This window comes from Paenibacillus glucanolyticus, from assembly GCF_037333485.1.
GTDB classification, from domain to species: Bacteria; Bacillota; Bacilli; order Paenibacillales; family Paenibacillaceae; genus Paenibacillus_AQ; species Paenibacillus_AQ glucanolyticus.
Genome location: NZ_CP147845.1, coordinates 6,021,072 through 6,034,479 on the forward strand (window position 1 = coordinate 6,021,072; position 13,408 = coordinate 6,034,479).

The 13,408-nt window shown below is 52.1% G+C and carries 13 protein-coding genes; 5 read left to right on the forward strand and 8 right to left on the reverse strand.

Translation table 11 applies throughout. The features are described 5' to 3' along the window. Positions 1-66: 66 nt before the first annotated feature. Positions 67-261, reverse strand: coding sequence for a hypothetical protein (locus WDY75_RS27865; RefSeq protein ID WP_036643857.1), 195 nt, complete (start codon positions 259-261; stop codon positions 67-69). 209 nt (positions 262-470) lie between these two features. Here WDY75_RS27865 and WDY75_RS27870 point away from each other — a divergent pair, with 209 nt between their 5' ends. After that, positions 471-2,930: a UvrD-helicase domain-containing protein gene (locus WDY75_RS27870; protein WP_063478471.1), complete on the forward strand. Its 2,460-nt coding sequence runs from the start codon at positions 471-473 to the stop codon at positions 2,928-2,930. 94 nt (positions 2,931-3,024) lie between these two features. Here the strand turns inward: WDY75_RS27870 and WDY75_RS27875 are convergent, their stop codons facing one another. Beyond that, positions 3,025-3,177: a hypothetical protein gene (locus WDY75_RS27875; protein ID WP_338842221.1), complete on the reverse strand. Its 153-nt coding sequence runs from the start codon at positions 3,175-3,177 to the stop codon at positions 3,025-3,027. Between the two features lie 421 nt (positions 3,178-3,598). Here WDY75_RS27875 and WDY75_RS27880 point away from each other — a divergent pair, with 421 nt between their 5' ends. The 3 genes from WDY75_RS27880 to WDY75_RS27890 all read left to right on the forward strand — a co-directional run bounded on the left by WDY75_RS27880 (position 3,599) and on the right by WDY75_RS27890 (position 6,406). After that, on the forward strand, positions 3,599-4,006 hold the full coding sequence (locus WDY75_RS27880; protein WP_063478470.1) for a VOC family protein: 408 nt from the start codon (positions 3,599-3,601) through the stop codon (positions 4,004-4,006). A gap of 287 nt (positions 4,007-4,293) precedes the next feature. After that, the gene (locus WDY75_RS27885; RefSeq protein ID WP_006207926.1) at positions 4,294-5,796 is read left to right on the forward strand and encodes an MDR family MFS transporter; all 1,503 of its coding nucleotides are present in this window, start codon (positions 4,294-4,296) and stop codon (positions 5,794-5,796) included. 4 nt (positions 5,797-5,800) lie between these two features. Beyond that, the gene (locus tag WDY75_RS27890) at positions 5,801-6,406 is read left to right on the forward strand and encodes a PadR family transcriptional regulator (RefSeq protein WP_063478469.1); all 606 of its coding nucleotides are present in this window, start codon (positions 5,801-5,803) and stop codon (positions 6,404-6,406) included. Positions 6,407-6,492: 86 nt separating this feature from the next. On the opposite strand, the gene WDY75_RS27895 is transcribed toward WDY75_RS27890, so the two are convergent. The 3 genes from WDY75_RS27895 to WDY75_RS27905 all read right to left on the reverse strand — a co-directional run bounded on the left by WDY75_RS27895 (position 6,493) and on the right by WDY75_RS27905 (position 8,626). After that, positions 6,493-7,323 (reverse strand): aldo/keto reductase, encoded by an 831-nt coding sequence (locus WDY75_RS27895; protein ID WP_063478468.1) that lies wholly within the window; start codon positions 7,321-7,323, stop codon positions 6,493-6,495. 246 nt (positions 7,324-7,569) lie between these two features. Continuing rightward, positions 7,570-7,941: a hypothetical protein gene (locus WDY75_RS27900; protein WP_006207923.1), complete on the reverse strand. Its 372-nt coding sequence runs from the start codon at positions 7,939-7,941 to the stop codon at positions 7,570-7,572. A 100-nt stretch (positions 7,942-8,041) separates the two neighbouring features. Then, positions 8,042-8,626 carry a nitroreductase gene (locus WDY75_RS27905; protein ID WP_063478467.1) on the reverse strand — a complete coding sequence of 195 codons (585 nt, stop codon included), beginning with the start codon at positions 8,624-8,626 and terminating at the stop codon, positions 8,042-8,044. A 327-nt stretch (positions 8,627-8,953) separates the two neighbouring features. Between WDY75_RS27905 and WDY75_RS27910 the strand changes: the two genes are divergently transcribed. Beyond that, positions 8,954-10,954 carry an alpha/beta hydrolase family protein gene (locus tag WDY75_RS27910; protein WP_063478466.1) on the forward strand — a complete coding sequence of 667 codons (2,001 nt, stop codon included), beginning with the start codon at positions 8,954-8,956 and terminating at the stop codon, positions 10,952-10,954. Positions 10,955-11,196: 242 nt separating this feature from the next. On the opposite strand, the gene WDY75_RS27915 is transcribed toward WDY75_RS27910, so the two are convergent. The 3 genes from WDY75_RS27915 to WDY75_RS27925 all read right to left on the reverse strand — a co-directional run bounded on the left by WDY75_RS27915 (position 11,197) and on the right by WDY75_RS27925 (position 13,403). After that, a complete protein-coding gene (locus tag WDY75_RS27915) occupies positions 11,197-12,357 on the reverse strand; it encodes an N-acetylglucosamine-6-phosphate deacetylase (RefSeq protein ID WP_063478465.1) in 1,161 nt (386 codons plus the stop codon). Positions 12,358-12,454: 97 nt separating this feature from the next. Next, entirely contained in the window at positions 12,455-12,577 is a 123-nt protein-coding gene (locus tag WDY75_RS27920) for a hypothetical protein (protein WP_006207919.1), read from the reverse strand. Between the two features lie 88 nt (positions 12,578-12,665). Continuing rightward, positions 12,666-13,403: a glucosamine-6-phosphate deaminase gene (locus tag WDY75_RS27925; RefSeq protein WP_006207918.1), complete on the reverse strand. Its 738-nt coding sequence runs from the start codon at positions 13,401-13,403 to the stop codon at positions 12,666-12,668. Positions 13,404-13,408 lie beyond the last annotated feature (5 nt).

Genomic DNA, 13,408 nt, shown 5'->3' on the forward strand with positions numbered 1-13,408 from the left:
CATCCCGGGTCTCCCGCTTCTGAGAGGAATCCGGGATTTTTTTATTATTCATATAAATAATTCAGATCATAAAGGATCTTCATCCTTATCGCTGCTCTCATGCGACAAAGCCTCCATTCGCTGCTGCTTCTCCCGCTCCTCCCGTAATTTACGATCCCTCTCCATCGCTTCCGCAATGTAATCGCGCGGTTTAAGCTTGCCGTTTATGTGCAGCAGAATGCCGATGATAATGAGCTGTAATAATACAATAACAACCAGCATGTGGCCTCTCCTTTAGATTTCGCATGTTAAAATTTCTCCATCAATATAACACTTTCCGATCTATAAAGTTAGTCCTATTCACAGTATCAAGCTCCCTTTCAATGGCTGCCAGCCCATGTCTCATCCATATCCTGCGCTTTGCCAGACTTGCGAGAATCCGGTAAACTGGTTAAGACTATAACCGAAATACGAAATGATTGGTGAATTTCATGACATCCATACCCTTTTATAAACGCCCGTACGGCGGTGAGCGTCAGGATATTCCGTTTGCCAAGCTGGCTTCCTTCGAGAACAGCCAGGACCTGATCAGCGATGACGCGCCGGATGCGGCTTTTTTTCGCGGCTTGGAATCGCAGGGGCTGCTGCTGAACCGAGCCCAGATCCAGGCCGTACGACATACGCAAGGACCGCTGCTCACGCTTGCCGGAGCCGGCTCCGGCAAGACTTCCGTGCTGGTAAGCCGGACAGGCTACCTCATCGCTGCCCAGAGGGTCGATCCTGCTTCCATCCTGCTGGTCACCTTCTCATCCAAGGCAGCAGCCGAGATGAAGGAGCGTATTATGGCGCTTCCCGGCCTAAGAGCTAATGAAACCGCCAAGGTAACGGCAAGAACTTTTCACTCCTTCTTCCTGTACCTGCTGCGAACGCGAGGTTACAAACAAGAAATTCTCAGCAACTCCAGGCATCAGCAATTCATTATGAAGCGAATCCTGCGGGAAATGGGATTACAGGACAGCTACGAGGCGGAAACCCTGCTCTCGCTGTGGTCCGCTTACAGGATGAGTTTGACCGGTCTTGACGACTTGTCCGTGAAAACCCCTGCCGAAGTGGAGCAAAGACAAATCTTCGCCCGATATGAAGCATGGAAGGAAGATCATGGCCAGATGGATTTTGACGATATTCTGGTCTTGTCCTACCGTCTGCTGTCTAATGACCCCGGACTTCTTGCCTCCCTTCAGCGGCGGTATCGTTATGTCATGGTCGACGAGTTTCAGGATACAGGACTGCTGCCTTATGAGCTGCTGAAGAAAATCGTCGCTCCCCACCGCAACCTGATGGTGGTCGGTGACGATGACCAGACCATATACGGCTTCAACGGCGCGCGCAACGAATTCATTCTGGAATTCGACCAGACGTTCCCCGGGGCCAAGGTGGTGACGCTGGATATTAATTATCGCTCCCTCTCCTCGATTGTCGGGCTCGGGAATGAAATGATTCGCGTCAATGAACGCCGCCGGCCCAAGCAGCTGCGGTCCACCCGCAAGAGCAGCGGCGTGCCGCTGTATCTTCGTCCCGGCGATCCCGACCAAGAAGCGGAGCTGCTCCTGACCCATATCACCGCGCAGGTTCAGGAGCATGGGAAGCCATATCGTGATCATGCGATTCTGTACCGGACCGCGAATAACAGCCGAGCGATCTTCGAGCAGCTCGTGATGCGGGAGATTCCGTTCATTCATTACGAGAACGGAGATCTGTTCTATGAGCAGTGGATTGTCAAACCGCTCATGGACCATCTGCGGCTGTCGCTGGACCGCCGCAATTTCACGGCGATGGAGGGTATGCTCCACACCCTTTACATCAACCGGGACAAGGGCATGGCCTTCATCCGGCAGCAGGATGCTCCGCGTCCCAAGAAAGGTCCTCTTTCCCACCTGCTCACGTTTCCCGGTCTTAAGGATTTTCAGATCGAGAATATAAGGACGCGCTCCAAGCTCATCAAGGGACTTAAGGCGATGGAGCCCCTTCAAGCCGTGCAGGAAATGAGACGGCAATTCTACGACAAATTTCTGGAGGCGGACGAGCGTCAGGAGATGACCCTCCATAAGGAATTTATACAGGAGGGACTCGATGAACTGGAGGCTTCGGCAAAGCGCTTCAGCGAAATCAGCGAATTCGTCGAGTTCGTCGACCGGCTGATCATCGTTCATAAGGAAATGGCGGCTATGAAACGGGACGAGCACGCAGATGCGGTCCGGTTAATGACCATCCATAAATCCAAGGGGCTGGAGTTCCCCTCGGTCTGTCTCATCGGGGCAAGTGAAGGCATTCTCCCGCATACGTCGGCTCTGGATGCTGAGCGCAGGGACGATCAGCGCCCTCTATCGGGCAAAGAGGATAAGGCGCTTGACGCGCTGGAAGAAGAGCGGAGATTGGCTTATGTAGCCATCACAAGAGCACGGGATGAATTGATTATCAGTTCACCCGGCTTTTATCGGGGACGGAAAGCGGAGGTTTCCCGCTTCTTCCGGGATGTGTTCCTCACAGATGAACAGAGCAAGCAAGGCAATAGCATACCTGGCAAGGTCGGTGGATCGATGGCCCGCCCATCCTTTACGGCTAAACGGACGATTAGCATAGAAGCCTCGGCCAAGCACTCATCCCTATCCCCTTCTGCCAGACCAGCCCTTGCGAGTGCTGCTGGCCATAGAAACCAGAGCTCGCGCTCGGTTTCGGCTTCCAGCTCGCTCAGTCAGACTGCCAGCGTTGCTACAGAGATCGTTGATGTGTGGCTGTGCACCAGCACAAACTGTAAGGGCTGGCAGCGGGTCAGCCCCCCTACCTCTGCTGACATACGAAACCAGGAGAACAAATCCTGTCCCTTATGCCAATCGCCTATGAAACGGGGGCAAAAAGAGGTCCCGGTGCATCAGAGGCGCCCAAATTCGTAATGTTGAAAAAACCATCTTGATCAAAAAAAGGACTGAGCCTTCCCCGTTCTTCATCGAACGGTCAGGTTCAGTCCTTTATTCTCTTTCTCTATCACTAAAACAGCTTGATATAGGCATCAATTCGAGCCATGACATCTTGAGTCAGCGCAGCTATCCTCGCCTGTGCCTCCTCATTGGTGCTTCCCTGAGCTGCAAAATACATCTTGAACTTTGGGTTCCGTGCCGGATGGGCGAAGACAGAACGCATAGCCGATACGTCCATGGCTTGCGCTGAGTTGAACGTGAAGGAAATTTGGGATAGCCTGACTTACGAATAAAATGTCTGCCTGTCCAACAGGCCATGCTGATGGAAACACCGCATCATGTTTGTTGACACAGCAGCATGAAGATAACACCACTGCGTGATGTTGACACCCAAACCAAGGCCAGCTTTAGCAGGTCTTGGTTTTTTGGCATCTGCATATGATGGTATATTGATATCACACTACACGGGATGCCGAAATGACTTAGCCTGAAGAAGCACAGCTGCTGATCCCCAAGGATAACATCCGGGTTTATTTCTCCGATTTTGCAAATATATATATGGAAGCGTATACAAAATGGGCTACAATAGTCTTATGAAATCATCTGATCTCAAGCTTATATACATACCGAGGAGGAATGCCGTCATGATTAAAGGAATCGCCCATCTGGCGTTTGATGTTGCCGATATGGAGAAGTCCCTGCATTTTTACTGCGACGTTCTTGGCTTTACCCGCGCTTTTGATATCCCGAACGATCAGGGCGAGCCATGGATTGAGTACATTAAGGTGTGTGATGGACAGTTTATCGAGTTGTTTTACGGTGGTCAAAATAAACCGGCACATGTACAGCGGCCTGTCGGGTTCTCCCATCTCTGTCTTGAGGTTGAAGATATCGACAGCTTGGCGGAGCATCTTCGCAAGCTGGGCATAACACTCGACGTTGAACCCGTTCAAGGGAAAGACTTCAATATGCAGTGCTGGGCCAGGGACCCGGACGGTAACCGGATCGAATTCATGCAGCTAGACGCCAGATCCCCGCAGATGAACAGCTGAACACACTCGCTCTCATCCCGTTATCACACGAAATACCGCATAGGAATAACAAAATTTCTGCTAGGCAGCTTGATGTAAAGATACGCTCTGGCAGCTGCTTGATTGCGTCACAAGGTCATCCCGCAATTAGAGGGTTGGCCTTGTTTTTTCTTGTCCAGAATGTAAGGACAGGCAGTGTCATTAAACATCTTGCCAACATCTGCTAATCCGGCTACAATATAACCACCGAATTATTCAAATTTGAATAATATATACATAGTTGAATATGGAAAAGGAGTATTCTTAACATGAATGCACAACAAAGCAACATCAAATTGGTCGTGGCCGGTCTGCTGCTGGGCATCTTCATGGCCGCCATCGATAACACGATTGTAGCCACGGCTTTATCGACGATTATCCGCGATCTTCAGGGCTTCGACCAAGTCGTCTGGGTAACCTCGATCTACATGGTTGCCGTAATGGCCGGCACACCGATCTTCGGCAAGCTGTCCGATATGTACGGGCGGAAACGGTTCTTTATATTCGGGCTGGTTGTCTTCCTGATCGGTTCCGCCCTCTGCGGGATGGCCAACAACATGACAGAGCTTATTATTTACCGGGCGATTCAAGGAATCGGCGGCGGTGCTCTTATGCCGATTGCGTTTACCATCGTGTTTGACCTGTTCCCGCCGGAGAAGCGCGGTAAAATGACGGGTTTGCTCGGTGCCGTATTCGGTACCTCCAGCATTATGGGACCGCTGCTGGGTGCTTTTATTACCGATAGCGTTGGCTGGGAATGGATATTCTACGTCAACGTTCCAATCGGGATCGTATCCTTTATTTTCATCATGACTTCCTATAAGGAGACCCGTTCCCATGCCAAGCAAAAGATTGACTGGACGGGAGCCGCAACGCTTGTAGGTGCCATCATCTGCCTAATGTTCGGTCTGGAGCTGGGCGGGCAAACCTATGCATGGGACTCACCGCAAATTTTGGGCTTATTCGGGGGATTCATTGCCCTGTTCGTTGTGTTTCTCTTCGCGGAGACCCGGGCAGCTGAGCCGATCATTTCGTTCCAGATGTTCCGCAAGCGCCTGTTTGCCTCGAGCAATATCGTGGCCTTGTTCTATGGCGCAACCTTTATCGTGGCAACCATCTACATTCCGATCTTTGTTAGCGGGGTGTATGGCGGAACCGCAACCAATTCCGGCCTCATTCTGATGCCGATGATGCTCGGCAGCGTTGCCGGCAGCCAAGGCGGCGGTATGCTCACAACTCGAACTTCGTTCAGGAACATTATGATCCTGTCGGTGTTTTGCTTTATTGCGGGTATTTTCTGCCTGAGCACGATAAATCCTGATACGCCTCGCTACCTGTTGACGATCTTCATGGTCCTGACCGGCTTTGGCGTCGGGTTCTCGTTCTCCACCCTGAGCATGGCCTCCATCCATAACTTCGATGCCAGACAGCGTGGTGCAGCCACTTCGACGAACTCCTTCCTCCGCTCGTTCGGCATGACGGTCGGGATCACCATTTTCGGTATCATTCAGCGCAATGGCCTGAACAGCCGACTTGCTGAAGCCGCAGGGAATGCACCGGCCGGTGTCCCGCTGAATGCGGATGTGGTGCTTTCGCCCGAGGTGATGGGCCAGCTTCCTCCGAACGTACGCGAGCAAGTCACGGTTTCATTGGCCGATTCCATCGCAAATACGTTTATGTGGGCGCTTGTGCCAGCGGTGCTGGCTCTGGTGTTTGTGCTCATGATGGGCAACGAACGGGTGGCCGTTCCTAGTAAGGCCAAGGGAGCCTAGTGGAATGTCGATGAAACTAGCCATTCTGGGTTTGCTGCTGGAGGGTGACTATCATCCGTACGAGATCCGGATCAAGATGAAGGATCGCGGGATGGATCGGTATACCAAACTTCAGATGGGCTCTCTCTATTACGCAGTAGACCGGCTCGCCGAGGACAGATGCATTGAGGCGGTCGAAACCATACACAGCGACAGCCGGCCGGACAAAACCATCTACCGGATCACGGATGCCGGACGCAAGCTTTTTGAACAGCTGCTGCTCAAGAAATTCAGGGACATCGAGCCTGTGCACCACCCGCTCTATATCGCCCTGCCTTTCTCACGCCACGCAGACCCAGCCGTACTTGCCCCTATCCTGCAATCCCGTATCCGGGATGCGGAGCATCGGGTGAATCATGCGTACCAACTGTATGAGGAACACAAACATATCGTTCCCCGCAGCGCCCAGCACCTCATGATCGGGCTGTATGAACACGCCAGGACCGACTTGAACTGGCTAAAAAGACTGCATGAAGACCTCGTGCAAGGAAAGCTTGGCACGATAGGCGAACCGCTGTTTCCGGAGGATGCCTCCGATGAGGAGGATCGCGGAGCCAATTCATCCCTGTAGGTCCTATCTCGGAATATGCAAAAAAAGAGCGAGAACTTCCCGTCAAAAGGGTTGTACTCGCTCTTTTTATAAGATAGAGGCAGATTCTAGAACAGGAATTCGTCCGGATTGGAGCCAAAACGTTTGTTTTGGTTCAAACCGTCAATGGCCGCCATATCCGCTGCGGAAAGCTCGAAATCAAAAATGCCGGCATTCTCACAGATACGATGGTCTTTAATCGATTTTGGAATGACAATAATGCCATTCTGAATATCCCAGCGCAGAATGACTTGCGCCGTTGTTTTTCCGTATTTCTCCGCGATCTGGGCCAGCACCGGTTGATCCAGGTTGCCTTGCATCAATGGACTCCATGCTTCCAGAACGATATGATTCTCGCGCGCGTACCCCAGGAGCTCCTTCTGGGAGAGCAGCGGGTGCAATTCCACCTGGTTCACAACCGGAACAACGCCGGTGTCCTCCATGATATGCTGCAAGTGGCGGATTTGGAAGTTGCTGACGCCGATGGAACGGACAAGGCCTTCCCTTTGCAGATGAATCAAGGCCTTCCACGTATCGAGGTATTTATCTTTTCCCGGCCAGTGCACGAGGTACAGATCAATGAAATCCAGTCCCAGCTTCTTGCGGCTCGTCTCAAAAGCTTGCAGGGTCTTCTCATAACCCTGGTCTTCATTCCATACCTTGGTTGTGATGAACAGCTCGTCCCGCGAAACGCCGGATTCGCGAATAGCTTGCCCCACGCCCTCTTCATTGCCATAGACAGCTGCGGTATCGATGCTGCGGTATCCTGCAGCGATTGCTGATTTTACGGATTGAATAACCTCTTCGCCTTCTTTGGTCTTCCATACGCCGAGGCCCAGCCACGGCATTTTGACGCCGTCATTCAAAGTAGGTCCATCGGTAAAAGTTTGATTGGCCATTGAAGAAATCCCTCCCTGATGTGTAATACTGCGGTTAAAAGCCGCTCTCTTAAGTATATCAAAAGCCCAGTATCCCGCTCAATGTTACATCACATGCCAGGGCTTCATGTTCGGTTTGTGTTTTTTTCCATCTGATCCGGTTGTGATCACGCTTAATAGAGAAAAAAGGGCCGTCCCCAGCAGCCATCAGCCACTTCCAGGTCCAGCCCTTGATTCTTATAATTTGCAGGTGCATGCAGCAGGAATCTAATATTTGCGTTTGAAAATCCCAAAACTCAGCAGCCCGCACGATACCATGAACAGATACGGCCCCGCAGCAGCCCCTCTGATTGTCTGCCCAAAAAAATCGACCGTTTTGGACGATACGTACATCATGGTCAAGATAATCGCTGCAAGCGCAAAAGCGTATGCAATAATCTTGTTCATCTTCTTCTCGCGAACCACTTTCAGAAATGGATAGATAAAACATACTATGAAAAACGCGCCGCCCTGCAAAAAGCCGTTCTCTGCAGCCACGCCAATATCCAGCCATTTAAAAAAGAAGGAAGCCAGCGCTAAACAGGTTGCTATAAAAATAAGTTTACTGCCCAGATCCCACAACTTGAATCGAAATTTCATCCATGTACACTCCCCTAGTGTCAATCGCCCGGATGCCATTACACCCTTCGACAAACTTAGGGTTAATTATACCGGATTTTCGCTGCCGAGGGTAGATAAACTACAGGTCTGCAGCACTATTCAGCCATACGGTCTTACTCGCTGCCGGTTGACGTTTTCCTTGCTTCGGCTCCATATCCGGATATCCGATGTACAGGAAGCCCAGCATTTTATCGTCTGGTTTCAAACCAAACGCTTGGTTCATCAGGGCATGAAAGCACGGCTCACCCGTTCTCCACACGGCACCAAGACCAAGCTCATGGATTTGCAGAAGCATATTCTGAGTTGCTGCAAACACCGCTCCGTACTCTTCAAGCTCAATCACCTTCGGGTCCGTGGAAGGCTCAACCGCCACACCGATGACAAGCGGTGCACGATAGGCCTTCGTGCGTCCCGATTCACGAGCTGCAGCTACCACCTCTTCGCTGGTATCGTCGCCACCTGCAACCTGTATGTCTCCAAGAGCATTACCCAGAACGTCCCGTCCCTCTCCTTGCATCACAAAAAACTTCCACGGCTCCGTGAGCTTGTGGTTCGGCGCCCAGGTCCCTGCTTCTAAGATTTGCTCAATCCATTCCTGCGGCACGGCGTCAGGCTTGACTTTGCCAAGGCTGCGGCGCGTACGGATCGCTTCACTTACATTCATATCTGATTCCTCCCGAGCTATATATAGTTGATCTTTTTTACATACTCCTAATTGAGAGTCTATCTCAATTATAACAAAAAGAGAAGAGGAACTGCTGCGGAGTCTATCAACCACATTTCATATATAAATTGACCAGCAGAAAATTAACTGGACCTTTTCACTACGAAACCGCTATCTCATTACCTAGTATTATTGTAATTTCCCCCTCTATTTTACTAGCATTTGGATTGAAATGTTCGCAATCTACCTCTCTCTTTTGTCTAGATTTTCATACCATTATCTGGGATAATAAGGGTTAACTCACAGAGAAGATTAGGAGGATGATTCATGACTGATAAGCGACTTATAACCCCGGAGGATTTGTACCGGATGCACTGGGTAAATGACCCCGTTGTCTCTCCCGCAAGCGGAGCTATAGCATACGTACATAAATCCGTCAGCGAAAAGTTCGACGGCTACCGCTCCCACATCCGTCTGCTGCCTGCAGTTGGAACCCAGGACATTCCCTTCACATCCGGCGAAGCCGATGCTGCACCTGCTTGGTCCCCCGACGGGTCAGAGCTCGCCTTCCTGCGTAAAAAAGGCGACAAGCCACAGATATGGATCATGCCTGCCAACGGAGGGGAAGCCCGCCCGGTTACCGACATGAAGCATGGTGTCAGTGCATTTAAATGGTCACCGGACAGCACGCGCCTTCTGATTCGAAGTGAGGCGGAAGCAGCGGAGTCTACCGAAAGCGAAGACCAAGGCAAAGACGATAAAAATAAGCTGCCCGAAGAAAAGATCATTAACCGCATTAAATATAAAGCCGATGGCGGCGGATTGTGGAATGGACGTAGAAATCATCTATATATCGTGAATCCGGCAACGGAGGAATGCAAGCAAATAACTGATGGCGATTATGACGTATATGCCTTCGCCTGGTCGCCGGATGGCGGCCACATCGCATACAGCAACAGTCTAGCCACGGAGCAGTTCCCGGATCCCGATCTGCGTTTGACTAACGATGTATTCGTGATGGACCTCACGGACAAATCCGTAACCGAAATAACGGACGGAACACTGTCGATCGGGTCCATTGTTTTCACTCCGGATGGGCAGTATGTTCTTATGCTCGCCAGCGATCTCAGCTGCGGGTTTGCCACGCTGACCAAGATTCATCTCGTTCCGCTCTCCGGTGGAGAATCCCGTGTCCTCTTTACGGACATGGATGTTCAGCTAGGGCACGCCGCTGTAAGTGATATGAGATCCGGTGCAGGAACGCCTCCTCTGTTCAGCAAGGACGGTCAATCGGTATACCTCCAGCTTAGCCAGGACGGCGGCGTGCATATCGGACGCTTTGCTCTGGACGGCTCATCTTTTGACCTGGTGGTATCGGGTGAACGCGAGGTATATCAATTTGCTTTAACTCCTGAGGATACAATCATTTTTGCCGCTGCTGACCTGCTCCAGCCCGGCGATCTGTTCAGCTACTCTGCAGCCGAGGACAAAGAACGCCGCCTGACCCACTGCAATGAAGAGCTCTGGAATGAGATTACGTTAAGCACGCCGGAGTCCTTTACGTTCCATACCTCCGACGGCTGGCCGATTCAAGGCTGGATCATGAAGCCTGCAGGCTTTACCGAAGGCTCCAAAGTTCCGGCCGTGCTTGAGATTCACGGTGGACCTCAAGCCATGTACGCTCACACGTTCATGCACGAATTCCAGCTGCTTGCTGCAGCCGGTTATGCTGTATTCTATACAAACCCCCGGGGCGGGCACGGGTACGGTCAGGTACACGTTAATACTGTCAGAGGAGATTACGGCGGATGTGACTATCAGGACCTGATGGAAGCTGTGGATTATGTTCTCGATACCTACACATATATTGATGCCTCCCGTCTTGGTGTCACCGGCGGCAGCTACGGCGGCTTCATGACCAACTGGATCGTGGGTCATACCGACCGCTTCCAAGCGGCAGTAACCCAACGTTCAATATCGAACTGGATTTCCTTCTACGGGGTCAGCGATATCGGTTACTCATTCACGCAGGATCAGATTTGGGGCAATCCGTGGGATGACCTGGAGAAGCTGTGGAAGCATTCACCTCTCGCTTACGTGAAGGACATGAACACCCCGCTCCTCATCCTTCATGGAGAACAGGATCTCCGCTGCCCGATCGAGCAGGGCGAACAGCTGTTCATCGCCTTGAAGCGGCTCGGGCGGGAAACCCAGCTGATCCGCTTCCCGGGAGCGGACCACAACTTGTCCCGTAGCGGCCACCCGCATCTGCGGGTAAAACGCTTGAGCCATATTGTCCGCTGGTTCGAAGAACATATCGAAAAATAGAACAAAGCCAAAAAACATCCCCGTGTGTGTCGCGCCACATCGGGGATTTTTTATGGCTGTTCGGCTGGGCGAAGGAGCGCGGCTGATCTGTAGAGCCTGCGAGCGCGGCGGTCGCTCTGCAAGTCCCTTTTAGGGACTTGCGCGGCCTGCGGGCGCGGCGGTTCGCGCTCATACTTTACACTCACACCCCGACGGAAAGTGAAATACTTCCCACGCTCCCCCTCTCGTTCACCATCCGGACATCAAACAGATCTATACACCGTCTCACCTGCAACTACGGTCTCCCGGACAGACATATTCGTCCCGTCCGCATGGCAATCGAACAGTGTCAGGTTCGCCGGACGACCAATGTCCAGCTCACCTAATTGCGGCACATTCAACACCATTGCCGGGCGGCTTGTGACCGCGCTTATCGCTTCCGCCAGCATCATGTCCGTATAGCGAATCGCATTCGCAACACCGACGTCCAGGGAAGAAGCGGAACCGGCCAGTATCGCCGGATTCTCTACCGTATGCAGGCGGCCGTCTGCCGTCAGTTCCACTGCGCCTCCGATGAGGCTGCTGTACTGTCCGGGGGCCATGCCGCCGAACATGACGGCATCGCTAACGAGCACTGCTTTCTCCCGTTTAGCTCGCAGCATGGCTTTCAGCACGGACGGTGCCAGATGGTGTGTATCCGGGATAAAGGTTGCCCATAACCGGTCATCAGCCAGCTGATGCCAGATATAGTTTGGGTGCCGCGGCAGAATCGGCTGTGAGCCGTTCCCCAGATGGGTCGACACCGTCGCCCCTGCCTGCACCGCTTGCTCGATCTGCTCCCCGGTAGCCATCGTATGCCCGATCGCTGCCACAACGCCTGATTTAACCAGTTTCTCAATAAAAGGAACCGCCCCCTCACGCTCCGGCGCAAGTGTTACCATCCGAATTAGCCCGTCCGCCGCATCCTGGAGCCGCTGAAACTCATCCCAATCCGGATTTCGGACGTACTCTCTCGGATGCGCCCCACGACTGCCGTCTTCACCGGATAGATAAGGTCCCTCCATATGAATGCCTGCAATTGAGGCACTTCCCAAATGCCTGGATTGGACATATTGGGATAAAGCGGTGAATGCCTGACGCATCCGGTCGTAACTGCCTGTAATGACGGTTGGCAAATAGGAAGCAACGCCCCGGCGATGCAGCGCCAGCGTCACGCCTTCGATATCACTCCTCGATGTCACGGTGCCGTTCAAATCGTAGCCGCCAAAACCATTGACCTGCAAATCGATCCAGCCGCAGCTGATCCAGGGCAGCTTCGCCGATGTCTCATGCTGACCCAACGGCCGCACATCCGCGATTCGTCCATCTAACGCCTCTATTTCTACCAGTGCCCCGGTGTGCGGGAGCTTACCTCGCCACAACATAGGCGTCCCCCTAACTGTTCTATACTTGTTCTTCGCATAAATGAACTCGATATCTGTGCAAGTTCATTAAATTACACAACTACCCTCACAGGTTTGTTCATATGACGCTTTCCCAGGCAGCGGAAGCGGTGATCATGGCTTCATCGACATGCTCCTCCGCTCCAGACAGAGAACAGATGAGCATAACTTTCGGTTCACCCGCTTTGCGCGCTCTTTTCATGCTGCCGAGCACACCGGATGGTTTACACACTCGTATAACGGAATCAGCAGCTCTGCACGCATTACACCAGCATCCCTAATCTGAATAATTAAGCCCACTGATAAATCGGCGCTGCCGATGCTTTATCCAGATACAGCATCCAGCTTGGATGGGTCTTCAATATCGTGGCGGGCACCTGGTTATCTACTCCGCCTTGAATGGTATTCAGAATAGCAGCCGCCTTTGCCTGATGAGGCACAACCGATACGATATGGCGGCTCTTCAAAATCTGTTTGACCGTCATCGTAATCGCTTGCTGAGGCACTTTCTCATTCGATGCAAACCAGCCCTCCCTAACCTGCTGGTTCTTGCACGTATCGCTCAGGTTCACGATTGTATAAGGCGACTCGTTATCAAAATCAGCCGGCGGATCATTAAAGGCAATATGCGCATTTTCTCCGATTCCAATCAAGGCTAGATCCACAGGCGCTTTCACAATTTCCTCATTCAACCGCTTCACCATGTCCTCAGGATCGCCTTCGCCGTTAATCAGCCATGCCTTGCCGACATTCGCGTAGGCCAGAAAGCGTTCCTTCAAATATTTACGGAAGCTCGCGGGGTGAGATTCCGGCAGTGCGATATATTCATCCAAATGGAACATCTCGATCTTATTCCATTCCATATCCAGCTTCACAAAATGCGACAAAAACTCAAACTGTGACGCGCCTGTTGACAGGACGATGCGCGCACTTCCTTTTTCCGCGATCGTATCGCGAAGAATGGCCTCGCAAGCGCGGGCTGCCTCTAAACCTGCTTGCTCCGCATGCTCCAATATGTTCAACTGCATAATGA

Coding starts and splice junctions, on each gene's coding strand:
- WDY75_RS27865 (WP_036643857.1), bottom strand. CDS start 261: ATGCTGGTTGTTATTGTATTATTACAGCTCATTATCATCGGCATTCTG.
- WDY75_RS27870 (WP_063478471.1), top strand. CDS start 471: ATGACATCCATACCCTTTTATAAACGCCCGTACGGCGGTGAGCGTCAG.
- WDY75_RS27875 (WP_338842221.1), bottom strand. CDS start 3,177: ATGCGTTCTGTCTTCGCCCATCCGGCACGGAACCCAAAGTTCAAGATG.
- WDY75_RS27880 (WP_063478470.1), top strand. CDS start 3,599: ATGATTAAAGGAATCGCCCATCTGGCGTTTGATGTTGCCGATATGGAG.
- WDY75_RS27885 (WP_006207926.1), top strand. CDS start 4,294: ATGAATGCACAACAAAGCAACATCAAATTGGTCGTGGCCGGTCTGCTG.
- WDY75_RS27890 (WP_063478469.1), top strand. CDS start 5,801: ATGTCGATGAAACTAGCCATTCTGGGTTTGCTGCTGGAGGGTGACTAT.
- WDY75_RS27895 (WP_063478468.1), bottom strand. CDS start 7,323: ATGGCCAATCAAACTTTTACCGATGGACCTACTTTGAATGACGGCGTC.
- WDY75_RS27900 (WP_006207923.1), bottom strand. CDS start 7,941: ATGAAATTTCGATTCAAGTTGTGGGATCTGGGCAGTAAACTTATTTTT.
- WDY75_RS27905 (WP_063478467.1), bottom strand. CDS start 8,626: ATGAATGTAAGTGAAGCGATCCGTACGCGCCGCAGCCTTGGCAAAGTC.
- WDY75_RS27910 (WP_063478466.1), top strand. CDS start 8,954: ATGACTGATAAGCGACTTATAACCCCGGAGGATTTGTACCGGATGCAC.
- WDY75_RS27915 (WP_063478465.1), bottom strand. CDS start 12,357: ATGTTGTGGCGAGGTAAGCTCCCGCACACCGGGGCACTGGTAGAAATA.
- WDY75_RS27920 (WP_006207919.1), bottom strand. CDS start 12,577: ATGAAAAGAGCGCGCAAAGCGGGTGAACCGAAAGTTATGCTCATCTGT.
- WDY75_RS27925 (WP_006207918.1), bottom strand. CDS start 13,403: ATGCAGTTGAACATATTGGAGCATGCGGAGCAAGCAGGTTTAGAGGCA.